This is a genomic window from Flavobacterium sp. MEB061 (genome assembly GCF_000834715.1).
Classification (GTDB): Bacteria; Bacteroidota; Bacteroidia; order Flavobacteriales; family Flavobacteriaceae; genus Flavobacterium; species Flavobacterium pectinovorum.
Genome location: NZ_JXQR01000045.1, coordinates 81367 through 96734, shown reverse-complemented (window position 1 = coordinate 96734; position 15368 = coordinate 81367). Strand labels below are relative to the sequence as shown.

17 protein-coding genes are annotated in these 15368 nt (G+C 33.0%); 4 read left to right on the top strand and 13 right to left on the bottom strand.

What is annotated here, in order from left to right; translation table 11 throughout:
• Window positions 1-178: 178 nt before the first annotated feature.
• The 4 genes from RT99_RS18080 (at window position 179) to RT99_RS18065 (ending at window position 2448) form a co-directional block, all read left to right on the top strand.
• Window positions 179-988 (top strand): hypothetical protein, encoded by an 810-nt coding sequence (locus tag RT99_RS18080; protein WP_042566145.1) that lies wholly within the window; start codon window positions 179-181, stop codon window positions 986-988.
• Window positions 988-1602 (top strand): deoxynucleoside kinase, encoded by a 615-nt coding sequence (locus RT99_RS18075; RefSeq protein ID WP_042566144.1) that lies wholly within the window; start codon window positions 988-990, stop codon window positions 1600-1602. Before RT99_RS18080 ends, RT99_RS18075 begins: the two co-directional genes overlap by 1 nt.
• A gap of 179 nt (window positions 1603-1781) precedes the next feature.
• Window positions 1782-2078, top strand: a complete 297-nt coding sequence (locus RT99_RS18070) for a type II toxin-antitoxin system HigB family toxin (RefSeq protein ID WP_042566143.1) — start codon at window positions 1782-1784, stop codon at window positions 2076-2078.
• Window position 2079: 1 nt separating this feature from the next.
• Window positions 2080-2448 carry a type II toxin-antitoxin system HigA family antitoxin gene (locus RT99_RS18065; protein WP_042566142.1) on the top strand — a complete coding sequence of 123 codons (369 nt, stop codon included), beginning with the start codon at window positions 2080-2082 and terminating at the stop codon, window positions 2446-2448.
• Window positions 2449-2517: 69 nt separating this feature from the next.
• Here RT99_RS18065 and RT99_RS18060 read toward each other — a convergent pair whose 3' ends face one another.
• The 13 genes from RT99_RS18060 to RT99_RS18000 form a co-directional block, all read right to left on the bottom strand.
• Complete coding sequence (locus RT99_RS18060) at window positions 2518-5064, bottom strand: sodium-translocating pyrophosphatase (protein WP_042566141.1); 2547 nt, start codon at window positions 5062-5064, stop codon at window positions 2518-2520.
• Window positions 5065-5175: 111 nt separating this feature from the next.
• A complete protein-coding gene (locus tag RT99_RS18055; protein WP_042566140.1) occupies window positions 5176-5706 on the bottom strand; it encodes an inorganic diphosphatase in 531 nt (176 codons plus the stop codon).
• Between the two features lie 110 nt (window positions 5707-5816).
• Complete coding sequence (locus tag RT99_RS18050) at window positions 5817-6416, bottom strand: DNA-3-methyladenine glycosylase (RefSeq protein WP_042566139.1); 600 nt, start codon at window positions 6414-6416, stop codon at window positions 5817-5819.
• A 281-nt stretch (window positions 6417-6697) separates the two neighbouring features.
• The gene (locus RT99_RS18045) at window positions 6698-9199 is read right to left on the bottom strand and encodes a DUF5686 and carboxypeptidase-like regulatory domain-containing protein (RefSeq protein WP_042566138.1); all 2502 of its coding nucleotides are present in this window, start codon (window positions 9197-9199) and stop codon (window positions 6698-6700) included.
• A gap of 70 nt (window positions 9200-9269) precedes the next feature.
• Entirely contained in the window at window positions 9270-10247 is a 978-nt protein-coding gene (locus RT99_RS18040) for a pyruvate dehydrogenase complex E1 component subunit beta (protein WP_042566137.1), read from the bottom strand.
• A gap of 201 nt (window positions 10248-10448) precedes the next feature.
• Entirely contained in the window at window positions 10449-10625 is a 177-nt protein-coding gene (locus RT99_RS25400; protein ID WP_165587213.1) for a hypothetical protein, read from the bottom strand.
• Between the two features lie 888 nt (window positions 10626-11513).
• Entirely contained in the window at window positions 11514-11738 is a 225-nt protein-coding gene (locus RT99_RS18030; RefSeq protein WP_042566135.1) for a hypothetical protein, read from the bottom strand.
• A gap of 227 nt (window positions 11739-11965) precedes the next feature.
• Window positions 11966-12493: a hypothetical protein gene (locus tag RT99_RS18025; RefSeq protein WP_042566134.1), complete on the bottom strand. Its 528-nt coding sequence runs from the start codon at window positions 12491-12493 to the stop codon at window positions 11966-11968.
• Entirely contained in the window at window positions 12457-12786 is a 330-nt protein-coding gene (locus tag RT99_RS18020; RefSeq protein WP_042566133.1) for a hypothetical protein, read from the bottom strand. The genes RT99_RS18025 and RT99_RS18020 overlap by 37 nt, the downstream gene beginning before the upstream one ends.
• A gap of 32 nt (window positions 12787-12818) precedes the next feature.
• On the bottom strand, window positions 12819-13322 hold the full coding sequence (locus RT99_RS18015) for an SMI1/KNR4 family protein (RefSeq protein ID WP_042566132.1): 504 nt from the start codon (window positions 13320-13322) through the stop codon (window positions 12819-12821).
• Window positions 13323-13547, bottom strand: coding sequence for an HNH/ENDO VII family nuclease (locus RT99_RS18010; RefSeq protein ID WP_042566131.1), 225 nt, complete (start codon window positions 13545-13547; stop codon window positions 13323-13325).
• On the bottom strand, window positions 13510-14544 hold the full coding sequence (locus RT99_RS24805; RefSeq protein WP_052483724.1) for an RHS repeat domain-containing protein: 1035 nt from the start codon (window positions 14542-14544) through the stop codon (window positions 13510-13512). The genes RT99_RS18010 and RT99_RS24805 overlap by 38 nt, the downstream gene beginning before the upstream one ends.
• Before the next feature lie 140 nt (window positions 14545-14684).
• The gene (locus RT99_RS18000; protein WP_131494929.1) at window positions 14685-15326 is read right to left on the bottom strand and encodes a hypothetical protein; all 642 of its coding nucleotides are present in this window, start codon (window positions 15324-15326) and stop codon (window positions 14685-14687) included.
• Between the last annotated feature and the right edge of the window lie 42 nt (window positions 15327-15368).

Below are 15368 nucleotides of genomic sequence, written 5' to 3'. Positions count from 1 at the left end.
TATTTTAAAATACTGAAAGTTAAATATATCAATTGCTGTAAGATATAGACAAAATTGCCTATTAGTTAGACTATTACGTTTTAGAACGGTTTAAATGGAAAATTCACGTAAATATGTCTTATTTAGGATATTCATCGGGTAGTTTTTTGTAATTTGGCTCTTCTGAAATCTTAATATTATGGGCAATACAGTTCGCATTTTATTTTTATTCTTTATCGGCTGTACTGTCTCTGTTTTTTCGCAAAACCAAAAGCTAAATGCCACTTCAATCTCTCATTTTAAATTAGATGCTGATGAATTTATAGGTTATGACTCTTTTGGATTTTCCTATCAGATAAAAAACAATGTTTTCAGCAAAGTAAAAGGAAATGAGATTTTTGAATACAAAAGCGTTTCTCTTGGAAATATTACTAAAGCGGATATTCTGAATCCTTTGAAAATTGTTTTATTCTACGAAGATTTTAATACTGTTGTTTTACTTGACAATCAATTGAATAAAATGACAGAAATTAATTTTTCTCAAAACAATATTCCCATTGTTGTTCCCGCAATTGGTATGTCTACCCAAAATCAATTATGGATTTTCAATACGTTAAACCAGCAAATTGGTCTTTTTGATTATTTAAAGAATGAATACAAAACGGTTTCTACACCATTAACAGAAACCATTAAATATTATCAAACTGATTTTAATACTTTTTACTGGATTGATAAAAAGAATAATTGGTTTTCCTGCGATATTTTCGGAAAAACAAGGGCTTTGGGAAAAGTGCCCGATTTTGACAAATTCGAAATTATAAACAATCATCAGTACATTTTTAGCAAGGCTAATTTGTTGTATTTTAAAGACATTTCTGATACAAATTCGAATACTGTTTCTGAAATCGAAGTTTTAGAAAAAACCTTTGATAAATTCTGCTACAAAGACCAAATTTTATCTATTTTTACAACTAAAGAAATTACCAATTATAAAATCGTAACACCGTAATGCACATAGCAATAGCAGGAAACATAGGCGCTGGAAAAACTACTTTGACTAAATTATTAGCCAAACATTTTAAATGGGAACCACATTACGAAGATGTTGTTGATAATCCGTATTTGGATGATTTTTACCACCAGATGGAACGTTGGTCGTTTAATTTGCAGATTTATTTCTTAAACAGCAGATTTCGTCAGGTGCAGCAAATTCGCGAAAGCGGAAAAAAAATCATTCAGGACAGAACCATTTATGAGGATGCTTATATTTTTGCTCCCAATTTATATTCAATGGGATTGATGACAAGCCGCGATTTCGAAAATTATACTTCACTTTTTGAATTAATGGAATCATTGGTAAAAGCTCCCGATTTATTGATTTACCTGAGAAGCTCTATTCCAAACTTAGTAGGTCAAATTCACAAACGCGGACGCGAATACGAGAACTCTATTTCTATCGATTATTTAAGCCGTTTGAACGAAAGATACGAAGCCTGGGTTCAGACTTACTCAAAAGGAAAATTATTGATTATTGATGTTGATAATATCAATTTTGTAGATAATCCTGAAGATTTAGGAAACATCATTAATAGAATTGATGCTGAATTGAATGGGTTGTTTTAGAAAAAACACGAATTTCACGAATTTACACTAATAGAAAAATGCCTCTAAAATTTTAGAGGCATTTTTTGTTTCTAAAATTTTAAAAGATAATTTTATTTATAATTAATTTCTTACTTTTATTTCATCCAAAAAGAATTTTCCCGTTTTGGGAAAATTCAGTATATTTGCCATAGTTAATTATGAGAATAATAGCCAAAAGAACCTTGCAGAATTTTTGGGAAAGATTTCCAAATGCTAAACAACAATTATTATCCTGGTATCAGGTTTTTGATAAAAACAATTTTGATAATTCTAATTCAATAAAATCCTTATTTGGTTCTGCAGATTTTATAGGGAATAATAAAGTAGTTTTTAATATTTGTGGAAACCATTATCGTTTAATTGTGAAAATTAATTATGAAACACAAATTGTCTATATTCTATTTGTTGGAACCCACAATGAATATGACGATTTAAAAGATATTAAAAACTTGTAAAATGGATATAAGACCAATTAAAACAGAACAAGATTATGATTTAGCTTTAGAAAGAGTAAATACTCTTTTTGATGCTAAACCTAATACAGATGAAGCTGATGAATTAGACATTTTGGTAACTCTTATAGAAAAATACGAGAAAATACATTATCCTATTCCAGAACCAGATCCAATTGAAGCTATTAAATTTATGATGGAACAAAATGGACTTACCGATGCTGATTTAGGCATAATATTAAATAGCCGTTCTAGAGTTTCAGAAATTTTTAAAAGAAAAAGAGCTCTAACAATTACTCAAATTAGAGTTTTAAATGAAAAACTTAATATTCCAGCCTCAACTTTAATTAAGGAATATGCTTTAATTAAATAAAAAATGCCTCTAAAATTTTAGAGGCATTTTTTTATATCAAAAGCTTTGTCAAAGTTTACAAGTTGTTTTTTATTTCACAGCTTCAATCTTTGCTTTCACTTCTGCTTCTGTACCTTCAAAAACTTCTGTTGTTGTTTTACCGTTTTCGGTTTTGGTTACGGTTCCAACTGTTACACCATTGGTCGTAGATAAATTTACCTCAACTCTGTTTTTGCTGTATTTTCTTGTATCAAAACAATCTGTTTTTTGATGTGCATATTTTCCGTTTGCATCGTAATGCGCCAGACATTTTGCCGTTTCTTCTGCAGAACATCCTTTTTCTTTACACATTTTAATGCATTCTTCTTTGGTCAGCATGGCCAGATTTCCGCATTTAGAAGCAGTTCCTGCATGCATTTCCATTTTACAGCAAGCACCTTTTTCTGCAATTCCTGAAGTTGAATGTCCTTCTCCTAAAATTGGAGCAATTACCAATCCAATCAAACAAGTTAATTTAATTAAGATGTTCATTGAAGGCCCAGAAGTATCTTTAAACGGATCTCCAACTGTATCTCCGGTTACTGCTGCTTTGTGTGCATCAGAACCTTTATAAGTCATTTCACCATTAATTAAAACTCCGGCTTCAAAAGATTTTTTAGCGTTGTCCCAGGCTCCTCCGGCGTTGTTTTGAAAAACTGCCCATAGTACTCCTGAAACGGTAACACCCGCCATATATCCTCCTAACATTTCAGCAATCAATTGGTTGTTATCTCCATAAACTAATTTTCCTAATAACACAATTGCAATCGGGAAACCAATGGTTAAAATTCCCGGTAACATCATTTCGCGTAAAGCCGCTTTTGTCGAAATCTCAACACATTTTCCGTATTCCGGTTTTCCAGTTCCTTCCATAATACCCGGAATTTCTTTAAACTGACGACGTACTTCGTAAACCATATCCATTGCCGCTTTTCCAACAGAATTCATAGCCAAGGCTGAGAAAACCACTGGAATCATCCCACCAACAAATAACATTGCCAGAACTGGCGCTTTAAAAATATTGATCCCGTCAATTCCTGTAAAAGTTACATACGCTGCAAATAATGCCAATGACGTTAATGCTGCAGAAGCAATTGCAAAACCTTTTCCGGTTGCTGCGGTTGTGTTTCCTACTGAATCTAAAATATCGGTTCTGGTACGAACTTCTTTTGGTAATTCGCTCATTTCGGCAATTCCTCCAGCATTGTCAGATATTGGTCCAAAAGCATCAATTGCTAATTGCATAGCGGTCGTTGCCATCATTGCAGAGGCTGCCAGTGCAACTCCGTAAAATCCTGCTAAAGCATACGAAATCCAGATTGCAGCAGCAAATAATAATACTGTTGGAAAAGTAGAGATCATTCCTGTTGCCAAACCTGCAATTACGTTTGTCCCTGCTCCTGTCGAAGATTTTTGCACAATCGCCATAACCGGTTTTGTGCCTAATCCTGTATAATATTCTGTTACTGATGAAATAGCACCACCAACAATTAATCCGACCAATGTGGCGTAAAAAACTCGCAGTGACGAAATTTGTTGAGAACCTTCACCAAAAAATTCCATTGTCATTACTTCTGGAAGCATGTATTTTACTAAAAAGAAACAGGCGATTGCCGTTAAAACAATCGATACCCAGTTTCCAATATTTAATGCTTTTTGAACTTGTGCTTCTTTAGCATTTTCATCTGTTATTTTTACTAACGTAGTTCCGACAATCGAGAATAAAATTCCGAAACCTGCAATTGACATTGGAAGCAAAATTGGTCCGATTCCGCCAAAGACATCCTGGATATTTCCACCCATATCTTTGATCACATAGTTCCCTAAAACCATTGCGGCCAAAACAGTTGCTACATATGAACCAAACAAATCAGCCCCCATTCCGGCAACGTCTCCCACATTATCTCCTACGTTATCTGCAATTGTCGCAGGATTACGAGGATCATCTTCCGGAATTCCGGCTTCAACTTTACCTACTAAATCAGCACCAACGTCGGCGGCTTTAGTGTAAATTCCACCACCAACTCTGGCAAACAAAGCAATAGATTCTGCTCCAAGTGAAAATCCCGCTAAAGTCTCTAAAACCTTAGTCATATCTTGAGAGGAAGTCCAAACTCCATTCATGAATATCTGAAAGAAAATAATAAAAAAACCTGTTAAACCTAGAACTGCCAAACCCGCAACGCCTAAACCCATTACGGTTCCGCCACCAAAAGAAACCTTTAAGGCTTGTGGTAAACTTGTACGAGCGGCTTGTGTTGTTCTGACATTCGTTTTAGTTGCTATTTTCATTCCCATGTTTCCGGCTAATGCTGAGAAAAATGCGCCAAAAATAAAAGCTACTACTATTAATATATGTGTGGTAGGAACGATAAAAGAAATTCCCGCTAAAACTAAACTTGCAGCAATTACAAAAAAGGTTAGTAATCGATATTCTGCTTTTAAAAATGCGAGGGCGCCTTCGTAAATGTGATCTGAAATCTCTTTCATCTTTCCGTCGCCCGCATCTTGTTTTAAAACCCAAGTCCTTTTTATTCCCATGAAAAGTAATCCAATAATTGCCATAACGATTGGCAAGTAAATCATAAATGCATTCATAATATAGTAATGGTTTTGGTTAATAATCAACAATCTAACTAAACGAATTTAAACAAAAAAGCAATACTCCTGACGGAGTATTGCTTTTTTTATAATGGAACAGGGTAAAAATTATTTAATACTAAATAATCCCTCTGGTTTGTTTTCGATATCGTTAAAACGTTTTGTACACTCAGCAATAATTGCAAAAGCTTCGTTTACGTCTCCCCAACCTTCTACATCTACTTTTTTGTTTTCAAGATCTTTGTACACCTGGAAGAAATGCTCGATTTCTTTTACTAAGTGTGGATTCATATCTGAAAGGTCATTTAAAGAATTCCAGATTGGATCTGAAACCGGTACACAAATAATTTTTTCATCCGGTCCTTTATCATCAGCCATGTGGAAAACACCAATTGGTTTTACTTCCATAACACATCCTGGAAAAGTTGGTTCGTTTACTAAAACCAATACATCAAGAGGATCTCCATCAAGGGCTAAAGTTTCAGGAATAAATCCGTAATCAGCAGGGTACATCATTGAAGAGAATAACATTCTGTCGAAACGCATTCTTTTGATTTCAAAATCGTACTCATATTTATTTCTGCTTCCTCTTGGTATTTCGATTAATACATCGAAAGTTGTTAGTTTGTCTGCGGTCATTTTCGTTTTTTATTATTTCTATAATTGCGATTGCAAAAGTAACTAAACAATCCTTTTTTACAATAAAAAACTGCATTAATCTGCCTACTTTTCTTTTAAATAACAGACAGTTAATATGTAATTTTCCTATTTCGCTTATTTAGGTAATAATGCCATAACAAATATGTTGCATAAGATCGATATGGCTTCCATTGTTGGGCATGAATTTCCATTTCTTGTTTATCATGAATATCAAGTAATTCTTTAATTGTATTTACAACTGCAATATCGCCTAACGGAATCAAATCAGGCTCTTGTAAACAAAACATCAGATAAATATCGATAGTCCAATTTCCAATTCCCTTTAATTTGATCAATTCTTCCCGAACCTGTTGCGCCGACTTTGTAGCCAAACTTTCAATATCCAGTTCTTTGCTTAAAACTGCATCAGCCAGAATTTTAATATATTTTGTTTTCTGACGACTTACACCAAGACTTCTGAATTCTTCATCTGACAAAACCGACATTGTTTCCGGGTTGCAAATTGTATACGCTTTGATCTTTAAGAATGTGGCTTTCGCCGAATCTATAGAAACTTGTTGCTCAAGAATAAGCAATACCAATGTTTCAAAACCTTGAGGGCGTTTTGGAATGGGCGGTAATCCATACTTTTCTATAATTTCCTGAAAGATTGGATTTTTAGTTGATAGAAAATCGATGGCTTCTTGCATACCTAAGAGTTTTTAGCCCCGATAGAAGCGGTATCCTTTTTCTAGCTTCTTTAGCTAGGAAAAGATACAAGCGGATAGCGGGAATAGCTTCTAAAATTAATAAAAAATCTCGCAAAGGCGTGAAGTCGCGAAGTTTTTTTGCACGCAGATTTTTAATTTCAATCGAACAAAAAAATCTGCGTGAAATAATTCAATTGCATTTTTAAATAAAATGACAAAAACGCCAAACTGCAAGAATAAAACTTAGCGGTTTGGCGTCTTTGTAGTATAACTTTATTTTATTAGAAATAGAAACCGAAAGATCCTTTTACAGCAAATTTATTAGCATCCGGAGTATTTAAATAACTTCCTCTCCAGGAGAAATCGATTCTGAAAACCTTAAAGATATTTCCAATTCCGGCATTGTATTCCCAATAAATATCCTCTGGTGCATTATAAGGCTGATCTGAAGCATTTATTGCTCTATTTGCAGCAGAAATAGTTCCATGAACTGCTTTTACACCAACAAATTCTCTCCAATTCAGTTTTCTCATAAAAGGGATTCTCGCAAATAATCGTCCCCCAAAATCGTGATTCCATTGCAGAGTTGTGTACTGATCTGTTATGAATTCGTAGAAATTTAAGTTACTGAATGTATTTTCAATAGTAAAATAAGTCTGGTTTCCGGGAATTACACTCATTAATCCCAGCGGAATTGTTCCGAAAGTTTTTCCTGTTTCCAGGATAATATTCGATCTCCCTAAAGGTCCGATAATAATTGGCTGTTTGTAGAATACTTGTATTTTTTCGTAAGCAAAATCACTGTTTAAGACTCCTTTTAAACCATAACTAAAGTTTACAAAGAAATGACTAAAAGGACTATCTACAAGATCTCTTTCTACCCCAAAACCAATTGTTTTACGGTTTGGCATAAATTCGAACTGGATATTAGCTTCTGATTGTGTTACGGCACTTTGCACAACTCCTGCCGGATTCTCGGCAGTAGGCAACGTACTGTAATAATTTAAACTAAAAGTTGGTGAAGCTGATTCTAAAGTACGATATGAAAGTCCTACCTGAACAACAAAGTTCTTCATTGGCTCCATTTCAACCGAAATATTACTCAAATTAATATTGGTTAATTTTCCGTTGCTTCCAGTTGTAAACAAGGCTGAAGAAGCAAAACTTCGGCCTAAAATATCATTTGTTGTGGTTAAACTGGCTCCAATTTGTTCAATATCACGCCTGTTTCCTCCAGAAATGATGACTCTTTTTTGTTTATCTACCATCCATTTCCCTGAAACTCCGTATTTGAATTTACTATCATCAAAACCATAGGCTGTATAAGCTTGTATACGCCATGGATCATTTGGTCCGAAATACGTTCGCCCTCCTACTCTTAATCGTAAACCTTCGACTTCGTTGTAGCCAAACGTGGAAAATATAGGTCCGAAATCAAAGTTTTTAAACTCTACATAGCCACTTCCTAAAATCGAAACAAGACTATATAATTGTTTAAATCGCTTAACGGTTTGCAACGTGTCAAGCATTTTATAAATTCCGGCTTCGTCCTTATTTAATTTTTCGAAACGATTTTCTTCCCAGAATTCAGGTGGTCTGTCATAAACAGCATTGTCTATAAAATTGACTTCTTCTTTATAAAATTTCTCCGGTTTTGGAATATTGAACTTATGATTTCGGAATAATGTCGTACGTTTTCCATAAACACCTTTTGATTTTTCTTTTTTATTTAAAGCAAAATCAGACATCATGTAATCGCGCGTCAATAGAAAAACAGAATCATTTTCTACCTCAAATTCCTGTTCAATATAGATGTCTTTTACCCAGTTAATATTGGCGCTTTTAGTAACACCCATATTAATTTTTTTGATGGCAAAAGTGGAATCATTAACCCAAAAATCTCCCTTAAAGGTTAATTCGTTTTTTCGCCTTGGATAAAAAACAATATTATAACACCATTTTTTGTCAATAAATGCACTGTCTTTTAAAACATAATTATAGACATCAATTCCGGTTTTTGAAAGCGGACTTGTAAAACTTTTGTCAAAAAAGGTAAGGTGATTATCGTAGATATTATAATCTGAATAAAGATCTTTTACAAATGACAAAATCTGCTGATTCCCATTGAAACCAGACATTTTATTTCCTGTAATATTCTCTTTTACTTTCTTTAATTTGTTATCGCCATAAACATCATACACCGATTCGTTAATAAAAATTGGCAAATAGGTTTTTCCGGTAACATCTGATGTATCAACATGATCAAACACAAACTCCATTCCTTTAAAGAGTTTATTTTTCATAAAAGCACTATCGATCGTGTTCATGTCGAACTCGACTTTCTCGTACTTTTGCATTTGATATTGATTGAAAAGATACAGACCGTTTTTACGTTTTCTTTCCCAGATTTTTCTCAAAATATCTAATGCGGGATTGTTCTTTTTAGATGTTTTTCCGGTAAAGATTACAACTTCATTAAGTGCCTCGGCTTCCCCCAAAACAATTTTAAAATCATAATTTACAGCTTTATCTAATGGAACTTCTTTATCTGAAAATCCTGCAGATGTAACTAGTAAAGCCGTATAAGTATTTGGTGATTCAAGATAAAAACGCCCATCTTCATTAGAAACTATTCCGGTATTTGACCCTTTAAAAACAACATTTGCAAACGGAATAGGCTGATTTGATTTATCCAAAACAATTCCACTCACTTTCGTTTGTGCAGTAGCAATAGTCGCAAATGCGAATACCAAAAATAGACTAAGTAAAATTATTCTTTTCATTGTCTGGACAAAAAAAAACTTCATCAATTAACTATGAATGATGAAGTTTTGTGAGTATTTTAAATTTGTATTATTTGTATAACACTTTTTTAACTGCTTTTACTACATCACCTGCATTTGGCAACCAGTCTTTTAATAATACTGGAGAATAAGGTGCAGGAGTATCTGCAGTTGTAATACGTTGAATTGGCGCATCAAGGAAGTCAAAAGCCTGCTCTTGAACGATATATGTAATTTCTGATGAAATACTTGCAAATGGCCAGGCTTCTTCTAAAATTACCAAACGGTTTGTTTTTTTAACAGATTTAAGAATAGCATCTTTATCCATAGGACGAACGGTTCTTAAATCGATAATTTCGCATGAAATACCTTCTTTAGCTAATTCATCGGCTGCAATAAAAGCTTCTTTTATGATTTTTCCGAAAGAAACGATAGTAACGTCTTTTCCTTCACGTTTAATATCAGCAACTCCCAATGGAATTGTATATTCTCCGTCTGGCACTTCACCTTTATCACCATACATTTGCTCAGATTCCATAAAAATTACAGGATCATTATCACGAATTGCAGATTTTAAAAGTCCTTTTGCATCATAAGGAGTTGAAGGTACAACAACTTTAAGTCCCGGAGTGTTTGCAAACCAGTTTTCTAAAGCCTGAGAGTGTGTTGCTCCTAATTGACCTGCAGAAGCAGTTGGTCCGCGGAAAACGATTGGCACATTAAATTGTCCCCCTGTCATTTGACGCATTTTAGCAGCGTTATTTATAATTTGATCAATACCTACTAAACAGAAGTTGAAAGTCATATATTCAACAATAGGACGACAACCGTTCATAGCTGATCCTACTGCAATTCCTGTAAAACCAAGCTCAGCAATTGGAGTATCGATTACTCTTTTTTCGCCAAACTCAGCAAGCATTCCTTTTGAAGCTTTATATGCTCCGTTATATTCTGCAACTTCTTCGCCCATTAAATATATGGATTCATCGTGACGCATTTCTTCGCTCATCGCTTCACAAATGGCCTCTCTAAATTGTATTGTTCTCATATTTATATTGTATGTTGAATTTTCTGAAGAGCAAAAATAAATATTTTAAATAACTTAAAAGCATAAATTGAATTTAAAATCACTCGAAGTTCTTTCTATATTTAGGTTTTAACTTTTTAAACTTTATTGTGATATTTACGAAATCGATGTAACGTTGGTTGTTTCGCTTATATTTTTTTTATTTTCCAATTGAAAACTTATTTACTTTCCTCCTTTATTTTTGTAGTAATTGATAATTGCCTGCGCAATTTTTGATATTGGCAGTATTTGAAGTATTTTTCTAAACTCTCCAAAAATTACTTTTATCTTTTCATTAGACATCACCCATAACATTGCTACTAGAACCAGTGACCAGCTTAACCATGCAATTGTTTCCATAATATATTCCTTTATATATAAATATTCCCGTTTTCTAAAAAAGTTGATTTTTTTTTAGATTTTTTTTGTTCACCTATAAGGGTTTTACACACTAAAAAAAGACGCCTTTTAAAAATCCCCAGTGTTTGCAAGTTATTTATAGGCTTTAAAATAAAATAGGACACCAAAAATCACCCTGCTGAACTATTTGTTTTTATTAGTTTTTACAAATTACAGCAGAGTATTTTAAATATGCTGTGACATGTAATTCACGACAATATTATTTATTCGGGAGATGGAAAAAGGAGGAATATTTTGCTTTTTTCAATTACAACTATCAGCGGAGCATTCTTCAAAAAAAATGAAGAGTTGATTTCCTTGTCTGGAAATTCCAAAACATAAAAAAACCCGCCAATTGGCGAGGTTTCTTCTTTTATTCTTTGTCGATTTTCTTTGCGGGTGCGAAGTCAAAGACATTCGCAGAGCATTTCAGCAGAACTCTTCGCAGAACAGGGTTAGGATCTTTTCGGGTACTTTCTCTGATTCATAAAATTTAGAAGTTTATAAACTACTCGCCAAGTTATCAAAAACACTATTGATTGTAGGATAAAAATAGCTATAAAGGAAATATCAACTATTACTAAGCCAAATAATAGAATATTTACTGGAATAGTTAATATTACAAGAGGTAACCACAAAGGACTATTATAGTCAAAACCCATTATTGAATAATCCGGAAAACTCACCATAACAGTGATAGTTCCCAATAGTACGTAAAAAAAGCTTATTATTAGTGCTTTAAAAAAAATATTTTTCATTTAAAATGATGGATTAGTGAGAGATGCAGGAATTACCAAAGAGTGTCTAATATTTAGACCAACTTTATTTAAAAGATGAAGCGACATTTAATCAGCAAAATCCCAAACCATTAACATAATCATTATTATCCAAACCATAGTAAGGAACGTCAAGCGAAGCATAATTTGCTTTAACTGTCTGTAAAGATTTTTTATACTTCGTATCGTAATCTACTTTTACACCAGAGAATGATTCTCCTGCTTTTTCAACTCTTCGAGGGTCTGCACCATAGCTGTCAAAATCTCTAAGTTTAGAAACTATTCTTTGGCTTTTCATTCTAATTAGTTTTTTCAAACTTATTATAAAAACAATGCCGAAAAAGGCTCTTACAGTTTTATTTATAATAGATTAAGGTCGAGACAAGACATAAAAAAACCTCGCCAATTGGCGAAGTTTAGTTCTTTTATTCTTTGTCGATTTTCTTTGCCGGTGCGAAGTCGCGAGACTTCACACAGCGAACAGCTTTGTCGTTAGAACTCTTTGCAGAGCTAGGGAAAGCACGGCTAATTACATTTCTCACCCAACATATCTTCACTAAATGCTTTTCTTTTTTTTCTATGTTCTTGCATAATATCATCTATCATAATATTATCAAAACATTTAATTGAACTAAAATCATTTTCACAAAAAATGAATTCATAATAAGGCGGGTCAAAATTATATGATTGCCCATCAAATTTTATAATATTTTTTTTTAGAAGTTCTTTTGGAATTTCTCGATTAGTCAGCTTTTCATTAGGATCTAAAAACAAAACATGAACTCCTTGAATCTTTCTATACTTATAACCCGTTTCTACTAGATATGGCGTATCGTATATAGCTAAAGTGATTATAGCATGATGAGGAGTTTTTCTCAATGAGCAAATAACTAATTTTGCACTGTATGTTTTTAGTTTAACAATAGAATCTTCTATTTGCTTGATATTCTCAATAAAATAAACTGATTCTTCTAAGTTACTTTTCTTTTCACAATTAGTAAATAGCAGAAAAACAATTAGTGAGATGGCGATGTTGAAAAACTTTTTTTCCATTTTAATGTGTTTTGGATATAATTTAAATCAAGAACAGAATTATTGTCATAATAATTTCTTATCAAGCCATTTGAATATGAGGGCTTGTCAATTATCCCATCTGAATTGTAATGGGAGATACCAAATCTATTCCAGATTAAATTCCCTAATTTAGCTTTTGAAGCATTTCTTAAATCTGCATCACTTGGACTGCTTCCCCCTCCTTTTTCTAAAAGCCATTTTCCGCTGTATGTTCTACCCCATATACCTGGAGTTTTTTCTTTTATTCTTTGTTGATGCTCTTTGAGCCACACGAAAGGATTCTTGCGGGAGCGGGGCGTTTAAATCACTTTTCAGAACCATCATAATTAAACTCCTCTAAACTCCATTCTATCATTACTTCTTGCATCCAATCAACAAAACTACTATTACAAACTTCAACATCCTCAAAGTTTTCATAAATACAATCCCATTGCCAAAATACTACTGGAGTGAAACCGTCAATGTATTTTGACAAATCCAAACAATAATGATTTCCTCTCCCGTCAGGGGAAAAGGGTACAAATTGCGAAGGCATTTTATTAGAAACTTCAAAATGCTCGAACTCATATACTTTATCTAAAGACGAATTTTGAAATTCATCATCATATCCAATCAATTCTACACCAAATAGAGAAATTTTATTATGTTTTTTCAGAATGTATTTAAAATCATCAGGCAAAATATACCCAATTTTTTTTTCAAAAATTTCTAAACGATTATCTTTTATGGGAATTCCTAATATTAGTACTTCATTCGAAAATTTATACAATTCATTTAATAATTTTTCACATTTTATACTTGTATCCATTTAATCTTTTTTTGGGTATTGTTGTATCCAATATTTTTTCCTAGCACTTTCAAACTTTACCCTCTCTTCTTTAGTAAGAGGTTTCTGTCCAGACGGATGATTTTTAGCATAATTTTCTCCGACTCTATGATCATTTTTATGCATTTCTATAAAAGGTCCTTCTGCTTTTTGCCCATCATGATGAATTTCAACTGACGTCCCATCTTTTTTTAAATGTTGGAGCATTTCCAGGTTTTTTAGGACTATTCAATAATTTTCTATCAATTTTATTACTTTCCTCTACCGTTATATTAATTGTAGCTTTTTCTACCTTTCCAACATCCTTAATAACTTTAATCGTATTTTTAGCATCTTTCAGCTCAGACATCAGTAATATTGACAAAAATCTATCATTTCCTGATAATTTATTCCCAACAAAATCATAACCAATAATTGCTTCAATTATACCTTTAGCATCTCCAACTACAGGAATAAAATCTATTGACATTGAAGCCTGAGTTGCACTTATTCTCTCCGTTGGCGGAGTCATAAAATAAATCTGCTTCCCGTTTGGATCAATTAAAGCAACAGGATTCTGGTAGCAATAACCATAAGTATTTAAGTTCTTATTATTGAAAGCACCGCCATTATGGTCTCCATCATAATAGAATTCTGTTTCCATTACAGGATTATAAACAGCAAGTGGATCAACAGAAGCCCAGATAGAAGTCTTAGGATCATAATATCTAGCACCGTAGTAGTATAAACCAGTTTCGCGATCTAACTCTTTACCGTTAAACAAATACGGTGTATTCCACTTAGCATTTCTTTCCTCCAAGAAAACTTCCCCGAAAGGCACGTATTCGATATGTTGAACAACTTCACCATCTAAGTTGCTAATATACGAAGAACTTCCTAAATGATCAGGGTGATAGTAAAATTGCTGCAATTCGGCATTATCATTTTTAGCCATCTTGGCTGTACTCTTTGCGGATTCTCCTCCAGTAGAACTAGGATTACAACAAAACCCTAAACCGTTTACATAATCATTATTATCCAAACCATAATATGGAACGTCTAGCGAAGCATAATTTGCTTTAACTGTCTGTAAAGATTTTTTGTATTTAGTGTCATAATCTACTTTTACACCAGAGAATGATTCTCCTGCTTTCTCTACACGTCGCGGATCTGCTCCGTAACTGTCGAAATCTTTAAGTTTAGAAACGATTCTTTGGCTTTTCATTCTAATTGGTTTCTCAAACTTATTATAAAAGCAATGCCGAAAAAGGCTCTTAAAGTTTTATTTATAATAGATTAAGGTCGAAACAAGACATAAAAAAAACCTCGCCAATTGGCGAGGTTTCTCTTTTATTCCTATTCAAATCAATTATCTTTTCCATTTTCTAAAACATATTGTCTGTATGCATCTGCGGCTAACCTTATTACAGTATAAGCATTTAAAATTTCCTTACTTTCTTTTAATACTTTCTCTGAAGCTTTAAACCAAACAAAAGGTATACCGTCTACTTCTTTAGAAGGTTGAAAAGAATACAAACCATCTGTTTGGTTTGTAACCACTAGCTTTTTTACAGCTTCTGCGTGATTTACAAGTATTTTGATTTCCTCGCTCTGTTCTATCTTTTCTAATAATTCGGGCTGATTAATAAATCTAGGCTCTGTTAATTCTATCACCCTTAAAAAATCTAAAACTGATTTTTCATCACTGCCATCCCACCAAATATCACGAGAACCTTTAACATTTATATTGTCTTCAGGATAAATAGATCGCTCTTCCTCGGTTAAAAAATGCCCGGGTCTCTTATAACTTTCGTTTGGTATATCTCCCCATGTGGCACCAATTATAGTGCTTTTTGATAAATAAAAATCTCCCGTAAAAGCACTATCATAATATCTATGAATTGTTAGCCCAAAAGTTAAATATAAATTTTGGCTAATTTTTTTAATAAATAATCCTTGAAAACCACTTTTTGTATCTTTAAATTCGGTAAAACCTAAAACTTCCAATTTAGGTTTTACCAATTTTATTAATTTTGCTTTAGATAACTT

Excerpts from the sequence above, each read along its gene's own strand:
- RT99_RS18080 (WP_042566145.1), top strand. The coding sequence starts at position 179 with ATGGGCAATACAGTTCGCATTTTATTTTTATTCTTTATCGGCTGTACT.
- RT99_RS18075 (WP_042566144.1), top strand. The coding sequence starts at position 988 with ATGCACATAGCAATAGCAGGAAACATAGGCGCTGGAAAAACTACTTTG.
- RT99_RS18070 (WP_042566143.1), top strand. The coding sequence starts at position 1,782 with ATGAGAATAATAGCCAAAAGAACCTTGCAGAATTTTTGGGAAAGATTT.
- RT99_RS18065 (WP_042566142.1), top strand. The coding sequence starts at position 2,080 with ATGGATATAAGACCAATTAAAACAGAACAAGATTATGATTTAGCTTTA.
- RT99_RS18060 (WP_042566141.1), bottom strand. The coding sequence starts at position 5,064 with ATGAATGCATTTATGATTTACTTGCCAATCGTTATGGCAATTATTGGA.
- RT99_RS18055 (WP_042566140.1), bottom strand. The coding sequence starts at position 5,706 with ATGACCGCAGACAAACTAACAACTTTCGATGTATTAATCGAAATACCA.
- RT99_RS18050 (WP_042566139.1), bottom strand. The coding sequence starts at position 6,416 with ATGCAAGAAGCCATCGATTTTCTATCAACTAAAAATCCAATCTTTCAG.
- RT99_RS18045 (WP_042566138.1), bottom strand. The coding sequence starts at position 9,199 with ATGAAAAGAATAATTTTACTTAGTCTATTTTTGGTATTCGCATTTGCG.
- RT99_RS18040 (WP_042566137.1), bottom strand. The coding sequence starts at position 10,247 with ATGAGAACAATACAATTTAGAGAGGCCATTTGTGAAGCGATGAGCGAA.
- RT99_RS25400 (WP_165587213.1), bottom strand. The coding sequence starts at position 10,625 with ATGGAAACAATTGCATGGTTAAGCTGGTCACTGGTTCTAGTAGCAATG.
- RT99_RS18030 (WP_042566135.1), bottom strand. The coding sequence starts at position 11,738 with ATGAAAAGCCAAAGAATAGTTTCTAAACTTAGAGATTTTGACAGCTAT.
- RT99_RS18025 (WP_042566134.1), bottom strand. The coding sequence starts at position 12,493 with ATGGAAAAAAAGTTTTTCAACATCGCCATCTCACTAATTGTTTTTCTG.
- RT99_RS18015 (WP_042566132.1), bottom strand. The coding sequence starts at position 13,322 with ATGGATACAAGTATAAAATGTGAAAAATTATTAAATGAATTGTATAAA.
- RT99_RS18010 (WP_042566131.1), bottom strand. The coding sequence starts at position 13,547 with ATGCTCCAACATTTAAAAAAAGATGGGACGTCAGTTGAAATTCATCAT.
- RT99_RS24805 (WP_052483724.1), bottom strand. The coding sequence starts at position 14,544 with ATGAAAAGCCAAAGAATCGTTTCTAAACTTAAAGATTTCGACAGTTAC.